Source organism: Sporotomaculum syntrophicum, from assembly GCF_009932395.1.
Classification (GTDB): domain Bacteria; phylum Bacillota; class Desulfotomaculia; order Desulfotomaculales; family Desulfallaceae; genus Sporotomaculum; species Sporotomaculum syntrophicum.
Genome location: NZ_LSRS01000005.1, coordinates 464853 through 481389 on the forward strand (window position 1 = coordinate 464853; position 16537 = coordinate 481389).

15 protein-coding genes and 1 riboswitch are annotated in these 16537 nt (G+C 45.1%); of the genes, 2 read left to right on the top strand and 13 right to left on the bottom strand.

Going from position 1 to position 16537, the window contains the following annotated elements:
• Positions 1-26: 26 nt before the first annotated feature.
• The 6 genes from SPSYN_RS12410 to SPSYN_RS12435 form a co-directional block, all read right to left on the bottom strand.
• Positions 27-749, bottom strand: a complete 723-nt coding sequence (locus tag SPSYN_RS12410; protein WP_161822782.1) for an ABC transporter ATP-binding protein — start codon at positions 747-749, stop codon at positions 27-29.
• Between the two features lie 29 nt (positions 750-778).
• Positions 779-1591, bottom strand: coding sequence for an ABC transporter permease (locus SPSYN_RS12415; RefSeq protein ID WP_161822783.1), 813 nt, complete (start codon positions 1589-1591; stop codon positions 779-781).
• Positions 1591-2421: a molybdate ABC transporter substrate-binding protein gene (gene modA, locus SPSYN_RS12420; RefSeq protein ID WP_161822784.1), complete on the bottom strand. Its 831-nt coding sequence runs from the start codon at positions 2419-2421 to the stop codon at positions 1591-1593. The genes SPSYN_RS12415 and modA overlap by 1 nt, the downstream gene beginning before the upstream one ends.
• A gap of 40 nt (positions 2422-2461) precedes the next feature.
• Positions 2462-3307, bottom strand: a complete 846-nt coding sequence (modD, locus tag SPSYN_RS12425) for a ModD protein (RefSeq protein ID WP_161822833.1) — start codon at positions 3305-3307, stop codon at positions 2462-2464.
• A 218-nt stretch (positions 3308-3525) separates the two neighbouring features.
• Positions 3526-3648, bottom strand: a riboswitch (molybdenum cofactor riboswitch).
• 84 nt (positions 3649-3732) lie between these two features.
• Positions 3733-4857, bottom strand: coding sequence for a metallophosphoesterase family protein (locus SPSYN_RS12430; RefSeq protein WP_161822785.1), 1125 nt, complete (start codon positions 4855-4857; stop codon positions 3733-3735).
• Between the two features lie 780 nt (positions 4858-5637).
• Complete coding sequence (locus SPSYN_RS12435) at positions 5638-7815, bottom strand: adenosylcobalamin-dependent ribonucleoside-diphosphate reductase (RefSeq protein ID WP_161822786.1); 2178 nt, start codon at positions 7813-7815, stop codon at positions 5638-5640.
• Positions 7816-8317: 502 nt separating this feature from the next.
• On the opposite strand from SPSYN_RS12435, the gene SPSYN_RS12440 reads away from it, so the two are divergent.
• Positions 8318-9316, top strand: a complete 999-nt coding sequence (locus SPSYN_RS12440) for a helix-turn-helix transcriptional regulator (RefSeq protein WP_161822787.1) — start codon at positions 8318-8320, stop codon at positions 9314-9316.
• Positions 9317-9361: 45 nt separating this feature from the next.
• Here the strand turns inward: SPSYN_RS12440 and SPSYN_RS12445 are convergent, their stop codons facing one another.
• From SPSYN_RS12445 to SPSYN_RS12465, 6 genes are all read right to left on the bottom strand, one after another.
• Complete coding sequence (locus SPSYN_RS12445; protein ID WP_161822788.1) at positions 9362-9868, bottom strand: hypothetical protein; 507 nt, start codon at positions 9866-9868, stop codon at positions 9362-9364.
• 142 nt (positions 9869-10010) lie between these two features.
• The gene (locus SPSYN_RS12450; protein WP_202623823.1) at positions 10011-10958 is read right to left on the bottom strand and encodes an ADP-ribosylglycohydrolase family protein; all 948 of its coding nucleotides are present in this window, start codon (positions 10956-10958) and stop codon (positions 10011-10013) included.
• A 237-nt stretch (positions 10959-11195) separates the two neighbouring features.
• The gene (locus tag SPSYN_RS16045) at positions 11196-11426 is read right to left on the bottom strand and encodes an ATP-binding protein (protein ID WP_341478881.1); all 231 of its coding nucleotides are present in this window, start codon (positions 11424-11426) and stop codon (positions 11196-11198) included.
• Between the two features lie 60 nt (positions 11427-11486).
• Positions 11487-11942 (bottom strand): histidine kinase dimerization/phospho-acceptor domain-containing protein, encoded by a 456-nt coding sequence (locus tag SPSYN_RS16050; RefSeq protein WP_243153037.1) that lies wholly within the window; start codon positions 11940-11942, stop codon positions 11487-11489.
• A 107-nt stretch (positions 11943-12049) separates the two neighbouring features.
• On the bottom strand, positions 12050-12520 hold the full coding sequence (locus tag SPSYN_RS12460; protein WP_161822789.1) for a PAS domain-containing protein: 471 nt from the start codon (positions 12518-12520) through the stop codon (positions 12050-12052).
• Positions 12521-12754: 234 nt separating this feature from the next.
• Positions 12755-13375: a methyltransferase family protein gene (locus tag SPSYN_RS12465; protein ID WP_161822790.1), complete on the bottom strand. Its 621-nt coding sequence runs from the start codon at positions 13373-13375 to the stop codon at positions 12755-12757.
• 229 nt (positions 13376-13604) lie between these two features.
• On the opposite strand from SPSYN_RS12465, the gene SPSYN_RS12470 reads away from it, so the two are divergent.
• Complete coding sequence (locus tag SPSYN_RS12470) at positions 13605-14780, top strand: CaiB/BaiF CoA transferase family protein (protein ID WP_161822791.1); 1176 nt, start codon at positions 13605-13607, stop codon at positions 14778-14780.
• Positions 14781-14896: 116 nt separating this feature from the next.
• Here SPSYN_RS12470 and SPSYN_RS12475 read toward each other — a convergent pair.
• Positions 14897-16537: ATP-binding protein (locus SPSYN_RS12475; RefSeq protein WP_161822792.1), on the bottom strand; the 1641-nt coding region annotated here is incomplete at its 5' end.

A 16537-nucleotide genomic window follows, 5' to 3' on the forward strand; every position in this document is an offset into this window, starting at 1 on the left:
TCCTCTTATATGGTCGACATTAGCGACTAAGCATATGTAACCTTCGGAGCAATGCCCAGGAAGCTCGTTACTTTGGGATCAATAGGGTGAGTAAAAACCACGTCCGGGCTGCCAACCTGCCGCACCTGGCCATCTAAAATAATGCCGACCAGGGTAGATAACAGGCTGGCCTCATTAAAATCATGGGTAACGTTCACTACCGTACATTGATAAGTGGCGTGGATTCTTTTTAACTCTTGACATAACAGCTTTTTAGTGTTTGGATCCAGGGCGCTTAAAGGTTCATCCATCAATAGAATCTTTGGTTTTAAAACCAAAGCCCTGGCCAGGGATACTCTCTGTTGTTCCCCGCCGCTGAGCGTACCGGGATAACGATGACAGAGATGTGTGATACCAAGCATATCTGTTAGTTCCCCAACTGCCTTTTGAATTTCCTCTTTAGGGAGTTTCCTTAATTGTAAACCAAAGGCAATATTTTTATAGACGTTTAGGTGTGGGAACAGGGCGTAGTCCTGGTAAACAAAACCAATCCCTCTTTTTTCAGGTGTTATTTGGGCGGCATCCTTATTATCTATTAAAATACGACCATTATCCGGTTGATATAACCCGGCAATTAACTCTAAAATTACTGTTTTTCCGGTACCGGTGGGTCCTAAAATGGTAAAAAATTCACCTGCCGGTATTTCCAAACTTACATCTTTTAAAGAAAAATCTCCAAGGGAGATGGAAACATTCTTTAATGCAATCATAGTTACCTCCAATTAACCGGATTGTTTTTTTAACTTGCGCGAGAGCCGCCGATAAAGTCTCCACCGAATTTATTAAAGATAAATAAGGATACTACCGAAATAATAATCAATATATTAGCGGCAGCCATAGCAGCATCCAAATCACCGGTAGACATATTTAAAAACAGTGAAATAGGCAGAGTCTCCGTTTTAAAACGGGTTGCCCCTGCCAGCATCAAAGCTGCGCCAAATTCCCCCAGGGCACGGGCCCAGGTGATGATAGTACCGGCAATAATGCCGTTTTTTGAGAGCGGCAGGGTTACTTTAATAAAAGCCTGGGTTGGGGTGCAGCCTAAAGTGCGGGCAATAAAATCCAAACGCGGGTTCACTGCCAGAATAGTAGATTTTAATACTCTAATCATAAAAGGCAAGTTAACAAAAATCTGAGCAATAATGATCCCATTTACTGTAAAGACGAAACTTAGACCCATATCATCAAGCCAGGAGCCAAATTCCGTTGCACCAAAAACCAGCAGCAGGCAAACACCGGATACAACGGGCGGCAGTGCTAAGGGAAGATCGAGAACCGTGTTAAGCATAGATTTAAATGGTATATCTGCCCTGGCCAAGGAATAAGCAACCGGTATGGCGATCAGGATACAAACAGCCGTGGAAATCAGCGAGGTGTACAGGCTAAGTTTTATAGCGAACTGAATCTCAGGAGTAAAGATGACTTTCCCTATACTGTTAAAGCCTTTTATAACTACTGTAAATATAGCAGTTAAAATAAAGAAAGATACTAAGTAAGTAAAGGAGGCTGTTAGTAAATTAAACTTTTCTTGCCACCATCTTTTTTTAGCCATTACTTAACCTCCGCAGTCGGCTTGAACCCCCATTTTTGCCAAACTTTTATGCCATCTTTAGAGGCAACATAATCTACAAATTGCTCGGCTAGCTGGGGATGCTCTGAATATTGCAGAGAAACAGCCGGCACTTCTTTGACATAGTTCTTAAACTCTTCAGTTGGCACCATTTCAATTTTTTCATTACCTATTAAATTGTCTTCCCAGATAATAGAAGCATCTACTTGTTGCATGGCAATATAGGCAAACATTTCATTAACGGTCATTGCCCTGGCGACAACATTTGGTTCTATTTGTGCAAATAGGCCTTTATCTTTCAGTACTTTATTTGCAAGTTTCCCGATCGGGTTAGCCTCCGGATCGCCTAAAACAACTTTTACTCCTGGTTGGGTAAGATCAACGAGAGATTTTATATTGGCTGGGTTACCTTGAGGCACGGCTAAAATTGGAATGTGGAAGACTACTGATTTTTCATGCGCAATTATGTCTTTTTCCCGCAAAGGCTTTAACTCCTCGATGTCACCCGGCAAAAAAACGTCTCCTTTTTCGACCATGAGAATTTGGCTGATTAATTGAGCAGTTCCACCATAAGTGAATTGCACCTCGACGCCGGTCTTTTCCTGAAACATCTTGCCCAGTTCCTCAATAGGCTTGCGCAAACCAGCGCCGGAGTAAACAGTAATACTTTCTTTTACACTGTTGCCTGTATTGGCTAAATTATTGGCCTTAGTGGCTCTATCCTCTGGTTTTTCTGAAGATGAACATCCGCCGCTGAAAAACACCAGAGCCACAAGCATAATTAAACTTACTATTTTTAATAATCTGGACATTGAGCAACCTCCATCTTTTTCTGCAACAAGCTTGCTACGCTTAAACTTGTTCGATTATAGTACCTATATCAACCGGCTTACCAAAGTACACCGAGGTGGTAACTAAGCCATCGACACCTGTTCCGGCATATAATACAGCGTTTTGTTCATTGATACCACCCGCAGCCAGCAATACGATACGGTTATTTTTGGCTCTAATTAATTCAACTGCCTTATTTAATGCCGGCAGGGCCACTTTATCAAATTGCAGCCCGTCTAATCCCGCCTGACAGAGCAGTAAAGCTTCTTCTATTGTTTCAACTTCGACAATTATTTTCTTCTCGTTTAATTTTGTCTTGAGTTCACTTAACCTGGGTATCAACCCTTCAATACCGCCGATAAAATTCAGATGCTGCTTAAAGATTAAAACAGTTTCCGACAAACCCAGCCGGTGAGGTAGTCCACCACCGGCCAGCACCGCCTTGATGGCCAGTTCCTTGGTTCCAGGAAAAATTTTGCGGGTCGTAAGAATTTCCACGTGAGGATTAGCTTGTCTGGCTTTGGTTAGAATTTTATTGGTCCTGGTAGCAATGCCTGACGAATACTCTAAGATATTCATGGCTACTTTCCAGGCCATGTGCAAATCCTCCGCATTGCCTTCGGCTGCTAAAATGCTGGTTTGCGGTTGGACCTTTGTCCCTGAAGATATATGCCTTGAAGGTAAAATATTAAGCTTTCTAAAGATTCTCAGCACTTCTTCCGTACCGCAAATAACTGCTTCCTCCCGGCAAATGAATTCAATTTTACCTTTTTTCCCGGCTAAATCGAGGGTATAAGTAGTTAAGTCAAGGTAGGGTACGTCTTCTTTAATGTATTGATCGATGGTAGCATCAGATATATATAGAATCTTAAAGACCTCCTTTCAAACGATCAGGATAGGAGCAATGATAATCACCGCCAAAGAACTTTGCTTCTTTATGTACAAAACATGATAAAGCCCTCCTTTTGTACCCGTTGGTTAGTAACTATATCATCAAGTCTTAGGCAGCAGACTCGCTGATTGCTAGCTACGAAATAAAAATAAAAGCTTTGTCCCCATGCTAAAAGGACAAAGCTTTAAGCCTCCAAATAAGACTCAGTTCTCCTTTCCACAAGGGAGGCATACCAGTTTCCCGATATACCCTGCCGGTCTGTACACCAAAACGATATATGTTTACAGGTGTTACAGACTCGGAGAATGTTTTAACTTAAAAAAAATTATCTTGCTTATTTCGACAATAACAGATTAATGTATATATCCGTTAAAGTCAAGGTAAGGTTTGGACTTTGCTATTAGCTTCCTTCATCCAGTGCTGACAGGCCTTGCAGCAGCGCCTGCTCCAATACAGTGCGACGGCGGGCGTCGTCGGCGGTGGCCAGCTTGGCTCGAATGTGCCTGGCAAACAGGCCACGAATTGTGGGTTCGCTGGCTATAGCGTCCAGGAAATTAGCCGAGAAATACTGGATTCCGTTGCTTAATTCCAGGTGGAAAAAGGATTCGGCCAGCTCCTCCAGCAGTTGCTCCTCCGGGATGTGGAACCTGGGGGTGCCGGTCAAGGTTAGCTGAAGTATTTTTTCCGTGTCAGCGTAGCCCAGGCACTGCTTTTTTAGAGCCGTGTAATCGGCGCACAGGGAGATATCCAACGTAACCTTCTGCCATTTTCTGAGGGATACCGGTGGTTTTTCCAGGGTGACCTGGCGACCGTCCCAGCAAACGACGGTGAAGTGACCTGTGCCCGTGTCACTGAAACTTTTGAATTCCACTGCGCCTGGGTATACCGCCAGGCCATCGCCAACGGCTCGGCTGCTGAACTGGTGGTAGTGGCCCAGCGCCAGGTAGTGATAACCGGCACCGGCCAGGCTGGTTGAAGTAAGGGGCAGGCTACGGTCGCCAAGTCCCTCCCAGTCCAGTGAGCCGTGAAAGGCGCCAATATGAAAGCCCGGCTCGGGGAACCGGGGAAAAGCCGTTAGGGCATCAACTTTGGTGAGGCCGCCGGTGTAAGCCAGGGAGTAAATATGTACGGTGGTGCCCTGGAGCGGCCAGCTCAGGCAGTGTTCCGGCAGGGGATTGGTCACCAGCAGGCCAGGCCAGGAGTCACCCTGGGTGCGGTAAACTGATTCCCGGTAGGTAATCTCATCGTGGTTGCCCGGAACCGTGACCACTAGCAGACCCCGGGTGGTTAGGCGACCCAGTTGCCGCATTGTCTCCCGCACCAGGGCGTACTCCGGCTTAAATTTTTCAAACAAATCCCCCACAATGAGCAACCCCTGAATGTCATGGCCGGGTGCCAGGGCGTAGTCCACCGCTTTCTCCAGCAGCCGGTCCCGCTCCCGCCTGCGGAGCTGTTTTTTGTCCTCAGGCAAATACTTTGGCTCCCAGCCCTGGTGCAGGTCCGCTAGATGAAGAAGTTTGATCATAGCTCTATTCCTCTTTCATCATTAACCCAACCCCTGGTTGGTTTTTTACCATAAGAAATAGTTAGCAGTTACTAAGATGGCGGTATAGTATGTTCATATCTTAATTCGCTAAATGCGCATTATTTCCTTTAAAAGCTACTAGCTACTGATCGGACTCAGGAGCCAATGCTGCAAAGGGTATTGCTTTCGTTGGCAATAGCCTAAAACTGTAGTTAAGGCTTATAATTTTCATAAGGAAACTTCAAGTAAAACCATGAGGTTTATTCGAACTTTTGCGGTAGATTGCAACTCCCATAAAAAAACCTGTAGTCGATTAAACTACAGGCAATGAGGAGGAGTTGATATCGAGATGAGCCCCTAAAAACTATTTGTCAATTAATACGCAATTATCAAAAAATTTATGCATCAATTGGTTTGACAATTACTGACTGCAAGTATCAAACATAACCTATTTGGAAATACAGAAAACTAATAAATAAGCATACAAGAAAAGATATCTGTTGTTTATATCATAACAATGCCGAGAGTTTCCAGACCGGAGAAAAGAAGGCGCTATCAGAGTGGTTAAAATTAAGCGTAATGTTAGCCTTAAAACAAGCACCCTTGGGCATCTATAACGATTGTATCTCAACAGCTAACCCAACAGCTATCCCTTAGCTAACTACAAGAGGTATGGTTGGTCAACTGCCAAAGCAGGTTGAAATGCAGGTGTTAAATAACAGGCGGGTATTCTTTTACGGAACCCGCCTGCTCCCTTTTTGCCAGGTGTCTGTGCATAAATTAGCAGTGGCTATTGCCGCACTCAGGGCAGCTATAACAGCCCTCCACCGGCAGCATAACGGTGCCGCATACTTCGCATAGCTGGCCTGATGGCTCAAACTGGACCGGCGGTTGTTCATGAGCCAGTCCTTCCTCCCTTAATATAGCGGTTAACTGTTTGGCAATAGCCCCTGCGCAGGATTTGCCGGGTGATAACTGCTTGCCTTTACCCCGAGCCATCATGTAGTTCGGGCAGGGGTGGGTGCTTTGCAACTGTTCGATTATTTTATCCACCGATATGCCACCGCGAATCGCCAGGCTGATTAGCCGGGAGGTTGCTTCAGTGTACACGAGGCACCCGCCGTCTGAGCCGGTGGTGATAAAGGTTTCGATGATGTTACCGTTGTTATCCCAGTTCACCGTTAAATATAATTTTCCGCAGCCGGTATCCAGCCGGTAGGTTTTACCGATGGTGTTCTGGGGTCTTGGGATGATCTCACCTCTGGTGACGCTGGCGGCTGTCCGGGGCTTCCCTTCGCCAACGGTAATTACCCCTTCCTTGCAGCCATCCCTGAACACTGTGATCCCTTTTAAGCCCAGCTGATATGCTAAACGGTAGCTTTTGTCGATATCGTTGACCGTAGCGCTGTTGGGTAAGTTGATGGTCTTTGATACAGCATTGTCAGTATTTTTTTGCACGGCTACCTGCATTTTAATATGATCCCGCGGCGCAATATCCTGGGCACCCTTGAAGATCTGCTGGATGTCCCGGGGGATACCGGTTACCCCCTGGCAGGTTCCCCTTTGGGCTACCTCGGTTAACACATCTGCGGTCACGCCCCTTCTCTGGCACGCTTCCAAAAATAACGGGGAAAACACCTCAAAATCACCGGCTACTTTAGTTTGCTTGGTATAAGCCACGGCAAAAATTGGCTCGACGCCGTATCCCTCGCAGCCCGCCATGGCGGTTACGCTGCCCGTAGGCGCGATGGTAATACAGGCAGCATTGCGGCGTTTTTCGTGGGGATAATAGATGCTGTTTTCCCAGTCCGGGAAACAACCCTTTTCCTCGGCCAATTCTCGGGAAGTCTCATGGGCCGTTTGCTGGATAAACCGGGTTAGCTCGCCGGCAAAGGAGCGTCCTTCCGGGCTGTCGTAGGCTAAATTCGCCATAATTAGGGCATCAGCCAGGCCGGTGAAACCCAGGCCTATTTTGCGGGTCGACTTGGTGTTTTGATCAACTAACGGTAAGGGGTATTCCGCTACATCGATGAGGTTATCTAAGAATTTAACCGCTAAACTTACCGTGTCACGCAGCAAATCCCAGTCTACTGCGCCGGCCTTAACCATTTTCGCCAGGTTAACACTGCCCAGCAGGCAGGATTCACCGGGATAAAGAGGCTGCTCACCGCAGGGATTGGTGGCATTCATCACCTTACCCGGTACCGGGTTAGCCCGCTGGATCTGGTCCAGAAAAATAATCCCGGGGTCACCGCAGGCATGGGCGGCCCAGATCAGCATATCCCAGAGTTCTGTGGCAGCGATAGTTTCATAGACCTTGCCGTTGAATTTAAGCTCCCAGGCCGCCCCCTGATTTAAAGCATCCATAAAGGCATCTATCACGCCCACGGATAAATTAAAATTAGTTAAATCGCCGTTTAGTTTGGCATTGATGAAATCTTTAATTTCCGGGTGATCAATATTCAGGATACCCAGGGAAGCGCCCCGGCGTACCCCACCCTGCATCACCATATTGGCCGAAGCGTTATAAAGCCTGATCAATTCCACCACCCCGCTGGCCTGGCCTTTGGTGGAGTGTACCAGGTCACCCTTGGGCCTGATGCTGGAAAAATTGTAGCCCGTACCGCCGCCGGATTTGAAGATCATGGCTGTCTGATGCAGCACGTCGTACATCGAATGCAGGCTATCCTCCACGGCGAGTACAAAACATGCCCCCGGTTGCCAGGGCCTGTCTGTCTTGCCAACATTAGCCCAGATGGGGGTGCTGGGTACAAATAATAAATTGCCGATCACGTCGGTGAATTTAGTTGTCCAGTAGTGCTGGTCCTGTTCCACAATAGAGGCTGTAGTCGCTAACCTGTGGACAGCTTGGGGAAAGGTTTCGTTGATCTGGCCGTTTTCGTCTTTACCGGCGTATCTAGCATCAAATACCTTTTGGCCATTAGCTGATAATTGCATTAGTCTCCTCCAATTGTTATGTTGCTGGATCTTTTCTATAATTATGCCATTTTAATAACAGCTTGGACAGCTTTTTTTTAACTGTTATCCGACAGCAACAAATTGGTGAAGCAGCGTTTTAGCGCAGCTTAGGGAGCGCCCTGATACAAATACCAGATGTGCGTATTCTCATACTCACCGCAAACGTGGCAGATATTCTAAAGTGTTCAGCATGGTAAGGACCTCTTTCCTCGGCATAAACACTGTTTTTCACGGCAGGAACCCGTATTTTTTTATCATTGCACCCGCCTCCTTTGTATGTGTAGCCAGGCATCGTTAATCGGAAACAGTTTGATATAAATTAATTATCGTTATTATAATAGATCTAGCTTAAATGCGGTGAGGTCCAGCGGGTGACAAGAGCGATATTTTCTGCGAAAAAACTACAACAAAGAAGGAAAAGTAAAGATTTGGTCGTATCCCCATTTAGAGGTGTTAACTCCATCTACAAGGGGGTTATTTTATGTCCAGCGCTGATAATACTAAAGCACTGCGCATGGCCAAATTGCTTGAACTGCTCAACAAAAGGAGCCCGTATGGCGGCATAACCCTGTCCGATATGGCCGAGGCCTGTCAGGTAACCAGGCGGAGTATTCTGCGCTACCTGGATGAAATTGAAAATAGCATGGGCGTCCCTCTACTCAGGCCGGAAAAGAGCAACTCCGGGCAAGGCCTGTACCGCCTGGATGTCGGTTACTTACCATCGATCAGCCCGGAAAAAGCGCTGATTATTTTACTCAGCCTTCTGCAGCAAAAGGGTTCCGCTCTGGCCGGCCACACCAATGAGATCAAGGACGCGCTGCTGGGTACGCTGTTTAAGTATAAGTACGCGCCCCGGAGCCTGCCGGTGGAGCAGCTGCAGGAGCGCATCCACCTGGTGGAGGAACAGCTGGCGGACCCGGCAAGGGTCGGCGAGATTTTTGCCAAGCTGGTGCAGGCTTTGCGGGATTGTTACCGGGTTAAGCTATGGTATTACGTCAGCCACAGCCGGCAGAACACTGAACGGGTGGTGGAACCTTACGGGTTAATCTGTAAGCGGCACAACTGGTATTTAGTGGCTTATTGCCTGACTAGAAAGGATCTGCGGGTATTCCGGGTGGACCAAATCAACGATATATTCCCCTACACCTCGGATTACTACCAGTATCCCACTAGTTTTTCCTTGAGAGATTTTATGGCCCACAGTTGGGGAGTAATCAACGATGGAGATGTTTGCCGGGTCAGGCTGAGGTTTGACCCGTCCGTGGCTCACCGGGTAAAAAACCTGATTTACCATCCTTCCCAGGCTGTCGAAGCCGAAGCACCCGATGGTGCCGTGGTCATATCCTTTGAGGTTTGCGGTATCAAGGAGCTTACCACCTGGATCATCCAGTGGGGCAATATGGTGGAAGTGCTGGAGCCGGACTGGTTGAGAGAGGACATCTGCGCTTTTGCCAGGCGGGTACTGGCGGTATATGAGTAATAAAGAGGTAAAAGGTGGTAAAAGCAACCAAGCCGGCCCCAATATTTACCTATCGCCGTGAAAATGGGTCATTGCGTAGGAAAGGCCAATTCTGGCCGACCAGTTCAAGGCCTCGTTTAACTCGTCATAAAGGTCGAGGAACCCGCCCTGGAACAAGTCCTGGTTGGTTTTCAGCCACTCTTGAAATGCGTTGAACATCCCCGTGCACATACCCATCGCAGTATTCATAAAGTCGGCCGCGTTTGGCGGAACCGACGCCCCGGTTCTGCCGTTTAACAGGTCGGCTTCGGAGAATAACAAGGTTACATCTTTACCATCTGCGGCCTGCCAGAGAAAATAGATCTCAACGCTCTTGGCAAAAACATAATGGAAGGCATTTTGGATCACCTGAATGGATAAACCGTTATCATCAGGGTGCTCATAGATCGTTTCTGAAGCCGCATCGGCCAGGTTTTTTAGCACCCCCAAGGTTTCCGGGATAAAATGGGGATTTTCCTCCTCCAGTAAGCCACAGGTGGTGGCGGACTTTAACAGGCTTTCCTTGCTGAACATGCAGGCATCACTCTTTCTAAAGTTATTAGTAGGCAATTGCTGTGATTGCCATGATATGTTATGCAGCTTATTATACCAGGACTACATATCTTTTTCATCTATTTTAGCGATGAGCACCTGCCGGAGGATTAGGCTCCCGGTGTTAATGAACCCGCTTGATGCTGCTCACAAACTGAGCGCATAAGGATTTGATTTCGTCGATATGGATAATCGCCTTAAGCCATACATCCGGGATACATGTTAACCCGTAATATACGCCAGCCAGGCCGCCGGTTACAGCTCCGACGGTATCAGTGTCTTCACCCAGATTCACCGCTGTTAGCAGGGTAGCCGCGAAGCTTGACTCGTTGAGAAGGCACCAAATCGCCGCTTCCAGCGTATCTACAACATAACCGCTAGATTTAATCCTCTCTTCCGGCTCAACCGGCAGTGTGCCGGCGAGTACACGTTCAAAATGGGGCAACTCCCCGGCTAAAGCCTTGCCAGGGAAGATTGTGGCTGCTTTTTGCTGTAGCGCAGCATAAGCAGCGACAGGCGACTTACCGTTAAGCAGTTCCTTGACCAGCAAGGCATACAGGCAGCAGGCCAGCTGGCTGCGGGGGTGACCATGAGTAATACGGGAAATGGCGCAGATTTTTTGCACCAGCTCACTGTCCTCCTCGCCGGCAAAATAAATGGCTGCGGGCAAAATTCGCATCAGAGAGCCGTTACCGTTGTTTCTCTCACCAGCCGGCCCGGCCAGTAGGGGCTCCACCCCTGAGCTCAGGTTCTCCATGGCCTCCCAGGTAGCCCCACCGATATCAAAGGCCCGCCCAAAGGGAGTCCAATGGCCTGCTGCAAACCAGCGAACAAAGTTTTGCCCGATGGCAGTTAAATCGTAGCCTTGGCTGCTCAGGGTTTCAACCAGACACAGGGTCAGGGATGAATCGTCCGACCAGGTCCCTGGGGGTGTATTAAAGGTCCCGTAACCGGTCATTTCTTTAATCGGGTTTTTCTGAACATCCTGCCGGGATAAAAACTGCACCGGTAAGCCCAGGGCATCTCCCGTGATCACTCCCAGGATACCGCCTATAATTTGTTCTCTCTTCATGAGTGCACATCCTTTCCCATATATTTGTCTGTTTCTTGGCTTGATTAAAGGATAACACCAGGTCAGGGCAGCAGTTTGTCACCGGTTATAATTTAATACGAAAAAAATTAGCCTCCGATCAAAAACAAGGCTAATTAATTACCTGCCAGGCTAACCGAATCCGACATGATAAACCAAGTGGTCGGAAGAAAGGCATAATATTGCAATTCTTTTAAGAGCGTTGTTGCCGATTTTTTCTTATGTATTAAATATTACAAAAAACGTTGTACCTGTGGGACCAGTTTTAATATTGATCTTGGCATAATGTCTCTGTGCGATGCTGTAGCAAACAACCAGTCCCAGGCCAGTACCGTTATCTTTGGTTGTAAAGAATGGTTTGCCTATTTTATCCAGTACTTCTGGTGGTATCCCTGTACTCTGGTCTTGCACAGCCAGAACTATACCGTCATTATTCTTGTAGGTTTTAATGGATAAAAGTCCACCCGGCTACATTGCCTCAAGACCATTACGGACAAGGTTATGGATAAGTTAGATTATCTCGTTTTTATCAATAACTATAGGGGGAATATCACCAAGCTCCATTTCAATATTTTTTTCTTGTTTCAAAGCATCAGCCTGGAGCAAAGGAAAGAAAGTCCTTATTATCTTGTTTAAACATTGACTTTCCAATTTCACAGTCTTATCTTTTGCCAATGATAGAAACTCCGCGATAATCGAGTTAACTCTGTCCAGTTCCTCTATCAATAAATCCATGTATTCCTTATCTAGAGCATACCTTTCCTTGCCCCCGAGCAATTGCAGGAACCCTCTGACAATCGTCATCGGATTGCGAATTTCATGTCCAATTTCTGCCGCCATTTGTCCTACCAGGTTCAAACGGTCTAAACGTGCCATTTCATGTTGGTAGTGTCTTAATTCTGTAATATCATTAACTATTACAAGTATACATTTTGCATTGTTCCATATTATGATAGCTGCTGGCAACAAAACCGTCTTTATTTCTCTTGATTTTTCATAAAATTTGGCTTCGAAATTTTTTATATAACCTTTTCGGGCGATTGCTTCAATAAATTCATCACGTTCATTATAGTCTATGCATCAAGCACAGGTGGAAGTGTCCAATTCCAATAAGTAAGCCTTCTTTGAGGATGGTCTGGAGTTAAGAAAGGTTTTCCCATTGCTTGATAAGTTTTTTTTGTACTTACAACGTCATCAAAAATTTCTTTAGTGATGAAAGGGTAATAATCAAAATAATTATTACCTGAAAGTTCAGAAATGTTGTAAGAAAATTCTTTTGCATATGCTTCGTTTACACGGACAAAATTATAATTTTTATCCAGGATACAAACTGGGGAGGGTATTTGGTTAAAGAAGGTTTCTAAGGCTTTTGATGATTTTTTAATTTTTTCTATTTCCTCTCTTAGTCTTTTATTTTCTGCTTCTAACTTTTGGATAATTAGTGTTTCATCCTCGTTTAACCGGGAACTACCTAGGTTAATTGCGCTTATAAATTTACTATATTTTCTAAAGTGTCCAGCAATTTTATCTTTTGTGACAGTCAAAGTATTCATCCTCTCATTCACGGGACTCAATACTATACGTTATTGTCATAGTGATATGCGATGATGAACAATCCAATTATACCCAGCAATGTTACAAATCCTATTAAGGCTAGCAGGTCCATGCAAATACACCCCCTAGGTTTTTATACGTAGCACTATGTTGATTTGTGGTGTGGTGTGAATAATTTTGAAATGAAAAAAACCCGGCACAAGGCCGAGGCTAAGTATGTACCTTTACCTGCTCCATAGCGATGGCCAAAACCTATTTAAAAAGGGAATTAGCATGGGCACCCGTTTTTGATACTCCTGGTAGGCAGTTCCTAACTCATCCACCAGCTTGTGCTCTTCTAATAGACAGCCAATTAAAATATAAATACTTAATATAATACGGGTTATGAATTCTGCCCGGGTAGCGTCCAGGCTCCAAATAAAAATTAATAACCCAAAATATACGGGGTGTCTCACCAACCTGTAAGGACCTTTAGTAATTATAGCCGGCGCTGGTAATTTTACCTGGCAGTTGCATTTAGGCATAAATTGCCTTAAACCCAAAAACTCAAGGAAATCAAATTGTCTAAATGACCAAATCAAAATAATTGAAGAAAAGGCCAGCAAAGCATCTTGCAGGATATGCCAGGGCGGATTAAAGACAATAATTAACTTGCTATCCAGACTTTCCGAGAAAGCCCAAAGGGGAATAAAGGTGGTCAGAGCAACTGCATTATAGAGAATACGATAGTAATCATAATTATGGCCAAATTTTTTTTTGACCAGGTGGGTAACCCAATGAGAAACCATTAGGCTGTGTAATGTTGCCCAGGCGATCCAAAGTAAGGCTAAAGGCAAGTATTTCAATAGCACAATCCCCTATTTCTTTAGGTTATAATTGTTTTTTTCTCTTTATAAATAATAACTAGATTGATACATGAGAAAAATGCTGAGGATTTTAATTTCTCTATAGGCTGTTGTTAAGTAATATTGATATTGATAATATATATTATGATATGTTCAACTTCAAACAAATACCGGAGCAATATTCTTAGCTTAGCATATTCACTTAACATCAAAAAAGGGAGGGGATTTGGTGGGTTTACCTTTAGAGGGTATTAAAATATTGGATTTGTCGATGGTACTGCCTGGTCCTTTTTGCACTCAGTTACTAGCGGATTATGGAGCAGAAGTTATCAAGGTTGAAAATCGTGGTGGAGATAGGGGGCGCTGGATGCAGCCCTTTATTAAGGAACAGTCAGCTAGATTTTATGTTGTTAATAGGAATAAAAAGAGTATTACACTGGATTTGAGAAAGTTAGCAAGTAAAGACATCTTGCGCAGACTGGTGGCCTACAGTGATGTATTAGTACATAATTATCGACCAGGTATGATGGAAAAGTTGGGGTTAGCTTATGAAGATCTCAGACCGGTAAACGAACGTCTGATTTATTGCGCCCTAAGTGGTTATGGCGGGACTGGTCCGATAAATAAAAACGCCGCCCATGACATAAATATCGTTAGTTTAGCCGGTATTGCCGATTTGACAGGGACCTCAAACAGCATACCGGCTCTTTCTGCGGTTCAGTTGGGTGGTATGAGTGGAGCTCTGTATGCAGCCATTGCGATTCTTATGGCCTTGTACCAGCGTCAGAACACCGGTCGGGGACAGTACTGTGACATTTCTATGCTGGACGGGCTTATAAGCCTGCTACCCTATACTCTAGCGGATTGGTCCGGTTGGGGAACGCTTCCTAAGCGAGGAGCAGGCTTTTTAACCGGCGGTTTTGCTTGTTACCAGGTTTATGAAACCAGCGATCATAGATACTTAAGTTTAGGGGCGATTGAAGGAAAATTCTGGCGGGAGTTCTGCCAACGCATCAACAAGCCCCAATATATACCCATTCAGTTGGAGCCGGCTTACCAGGAAGAAATGATCAACGGCATTAGAGAAGTTATGAAAAGCAAAACCCAGGCTGAATGGATACAAATATTTGCAGACGCTGATATTTGTCTGACCCCGGTACTTAACTTAGATGAGGTAAGCAAGCATCCACAGGTGTTAAACAGAGAAATGATCATTAAGTTGCCCGATTTCGAAGACTCCGGGAAGGACATGGTCCTGGCAGGCCTGCCGATAAAATTTTCAGATACACCCGGTGAGTTTAAATCTATTTTTCCTAAAATTGGAGAACATACAAATGAGATTCTTGCCCATTTGGGTTATTCATCAGAAGAAATTGAGTTATTTAGAAAAGAGCAGATAATATAAACACAATCAAAACCAGCAGTGCCCACCCGCAGTCTCCAATAGCATTGGGGAAAACGCTAGGAGTCTTTCGCAACGAGTAATTATATTACCCCCATTCAGGGTTTAAAATAAACCACCTATTTATATAACCAAACCTTAATCAAGGACAGAAGTTGCTTTAAGTTTACCGGTTTACTGATATAGTCGGATGCTCCGGCATTAATACATTTTTCCCGATCGTACTTCATAGCCTTGGCCGTCAGAGCTATAATGGGCAAGGCTTGATATTGAGGCATTTGCCGGATACGTCTCATCGCCTCATAGCCGTCCATTTCGGGCAGCATTATATCCATTAGCACCAGGTCAATATCCGGGTTTTCCAGCAAGGTTTTAATGCCGTCTTTACCATCGACAGCAAATAATACATCCATCTTATGGTTTTCCAGCAGAGCAGTTAGGGCAAAAACATTTCGCGGGTCATCATCCACTATTAATATTTTCCGCCCTTCCAGCGGACCCTGAGGATGATCTAGTTCCGGCTGATTTATATCATCACTTAATTCTTCTTCCGTGCCTGCTGCTGCCTCGCTTATTATAATTTCTTTCATGGTGTCAAAAGCTACTAGCGGTATGAATAAAGTAAAAGTGCTGCCTTTACCTTCCTGGCTTTCCAATCTGATAAAACCTCCGAGCAGCTCGGCAATTGTTTTTGAGATTGATAAACCCAGGCCAGTACCACCATACTTGCGGTTAGTGGTTCCATCTGCCTGCTGAAATTCCTCAAATATAATGTTATATTTTTCTTCTGGAATGCCAATACCCGTATCGGTAACCGATATAGCCAGCATAGGAGTTGCGGTAGCTGGCATCGTCGCTTTTTTGATTTGCAGCAGAACACTGCCTTTTTCCGTGAATTTAAAAGCGTTCGATAATAAGTTCTTAAGTATTTGACGTAGTCTTTGTTCGTCAGTGTAGATAACCTCCGGCAGGTCGTCGGCTAGCTGTACGGAAAAGTCTATTTTTTTCGTTTGGGCTAATGGAAGAAAGTTGCGTTTGGCAAAGTCTTCTATAGCGTTTAGAGGTACCTCAGTCGGGTGAACTTCCATTTTACCCGACTCTACCTTAGATAAATCCAAAATGTCGTTAATTAAATTTAAGAGATCCTTGCCGGAGGACATAATTGTTTCCGCATACTCAACTTGTTTAGCCGTTAGGTTACCAGCACTATTCTCAGCCAGTATTTGAGCCAGCACCAAAAGACTGTTCAGTGGTGTGCGCAGTTCATGCGACATATTGGAAAGAAAATCTGTTTTATACTGGGAGCTTAATGCCAATTGACGTGCTTGTTCTTCAAGAGAAAGTTTGGCTTTTTCCAGCTCAACCGTTTTTTGTTTAGATTCTTTATACTGCTCTTCTAGCTTTTCGTTAAAGGTTTTTAATTCTTCCTGTTGAAGCTGTAGTTCTTCGGATTGGGTTTGCAGTTCCTCAGTGTATATCTGGGATTCCTTGAGTAATTTTTCTACCTGCATATGATTGGCAATACGGTTGATGGTGATGCCCATTATGTTTAAAACCCGGTGCAGGAATTCCTTGTGACTGGGGCTGAATTCGTCCAACGAGGCCAGTTCTATTACGCCTAGGACCTGGTCGTTAAATTTAACGGGTAGAATAAGTATATTTTTAGGTGAAGCTGCGCCCAGTCCTGAAGTTATCTTAATGTAATTATCGGGGACTTGTTCTAGATGTATTTCTCTGTTTTCTAACGCACACTGTCCGAC

Excerpts from the sequence above, each read along its gene's own strand:
- SPSYN_RS12410 (WP_161822782.1), bottom strand. The coding sequence starts at position 749 with ATGATTGCATTAAAGAATGTTTCCATCTCCCTTGGAGATTTTTCTTTA.
- SPSYN_RS12445 (WP_161822788.1), bottom strand. The coding sequence starts at position 9,868 with ATGTTCAGCAAGGAAAGCCTGTTAAAGTCCGCCACCACCTGTGGCTTA.
- SPSYN_RS12415 (WP_161822783.1), bottom strand. The coding sequence starts at position 1,591 with ATGGCTAAAAAAAGATGGTGGCAAGAAAAGTTTAATTTACTAACAGCC.
- SPSYN_RS12440 (WP_161822787.1), top strand. The coding sequence starts at position 8,318 with ATGTCCAGCGCTGATAATACTAAAGCACTGCGCATGGCCAAATTGCTT.
- SPSYN_RS12435 (WP_161822786.1), bottom strand. The coding sequence starts at position 7,815 with ATGCAATTATCAGCTAATGGCCAAAAGGTATTTGATGCTAGATACGCC.
- SPSYN_RS12450 (WP_202623823.1), bottom strand. The coding sequence starts at position 10,958 with ATGAAGAGAGAACAAATTATAGGCGGTATCCTGGGAGTGATCACGGGA.
- SPSYN_RS12430 (WP_161822785.1), bottom strand. The coding sequence starts at position 4,857 with ATGATCAAACTTCTTCATCTAGCGGACCTGCACCAGGGCTGGGAGCCA.
- modA (WP_161822784.1), bottom strand. The coding sequence starts at position 2,421 with ATGTCCAGATTATTAAAAATAGTAAGTTTAATTATGCTTGTGGCTCTG.